The sequence below is a fragment of the Mesorhizobium sp. M8A.F.Ca.ET.181.01.1.1 genome (assembly GCF_004792025.1).
Classification (GTDB): Bacteria; Pseudomonadota; Alphaproteobacteria; order Rhizobiales; family Rhizobiaceae; genus Mesorhizobium.
The window spans coordinates 1-303 of sequence record NZ_SRTV01000237.1 but is presented as its reverse complement, the minus strand read 5'-3'; the positions used below and the strand labels follow the sequence as shown (position 1 = coordinate 303).

General features: G+C 60.4%; 1 pseudogene. It reads right to left on the bottom strand.

Annotation, left to right across the window (positions count from 1 at the left end):
* Positions 1-36: 36 nt before the first annotated feature.
* A pseudogene (locus EN824_RS34425) lies at positions 37-303 on the bottom strand (ABC transporter substrate-binding protein); the annotation flags it as partial.

The following is a 303-nucleotide window of genomic DNA, read 5'->3' as shown; positions in this document are numbered from 1 at the left end:
CGCCGTTCTCAAGATCGCAATATTGCTTGATAGGCCCTACTTGATCGCTTTGTCCGTGATCGCCGTCGTGTAGGCGCCGGAAGGCTCCTTGGCGATGATCTTCTGGTCGAGCAGCGCCTTGGCGGTGCGCTCATAGGTCGCCGGATCGAGCTTGCCGTCGGCATTGTCGATCAGCTTGGCCACTTCGCCCATCATGCGCTTCTGGTGGTTCTCGTCCTGGCCGCCATTGTCCATGACGAGGCCGGCCGCCTCATCCGAATTGTCGACGGCGTATTTCCAGCCCTTCATCGAGGCGCGCACGAA